General features: G+C 48.1%; 1 pseudogene. It reads right to left on the bottom strand.

From position 1 onward, the window contains the following. Positions 1–268 (bottom strand): annotated as a pseudogene (locus tag R0J92_RS23345) (hypothetical protein); the annotation flags it as partial.

Genomic DNA, 268 nt, shown 5'->3' with positions numbered 1-268 from the left:
CTAATAAAGAAGGTCCCACTGCACTCCCAATCACTAAACTGGTCATCTGCATCCCGCCGATCGCGCCTAAATAAGCCCGTCCAAACAAACGCGGTAAGGCAATTGTGGTTAAGGTTGCAAAAAAGCCACCACTTGCCCCTAAACCTAAAATACCAATAATTCGCCACGGAAGGAGGTTGAGATTGGCAATCCCCACAAACCCTAAAAATTGCAGCAACAGTAACGTCACAACCAGCCACTTGAGTCGGACGCGATCTGAAATCACTCC

This window comes from Tritonibacter sp. SIMBA_163, from assembly GCF_046535935.1.
GTDB lineage: Bacteria > Pseudomonadota > Alphaproteobacteria > Rhodobacterales > Rhodobacteraceae > Epibacterium > Epibacterium scottomollicae.
The sequence above is the reverse complement of the archived record's forward strand: the minus strand, read 5'-3'. Positions and strand labels throughout refer to the sequence as shown.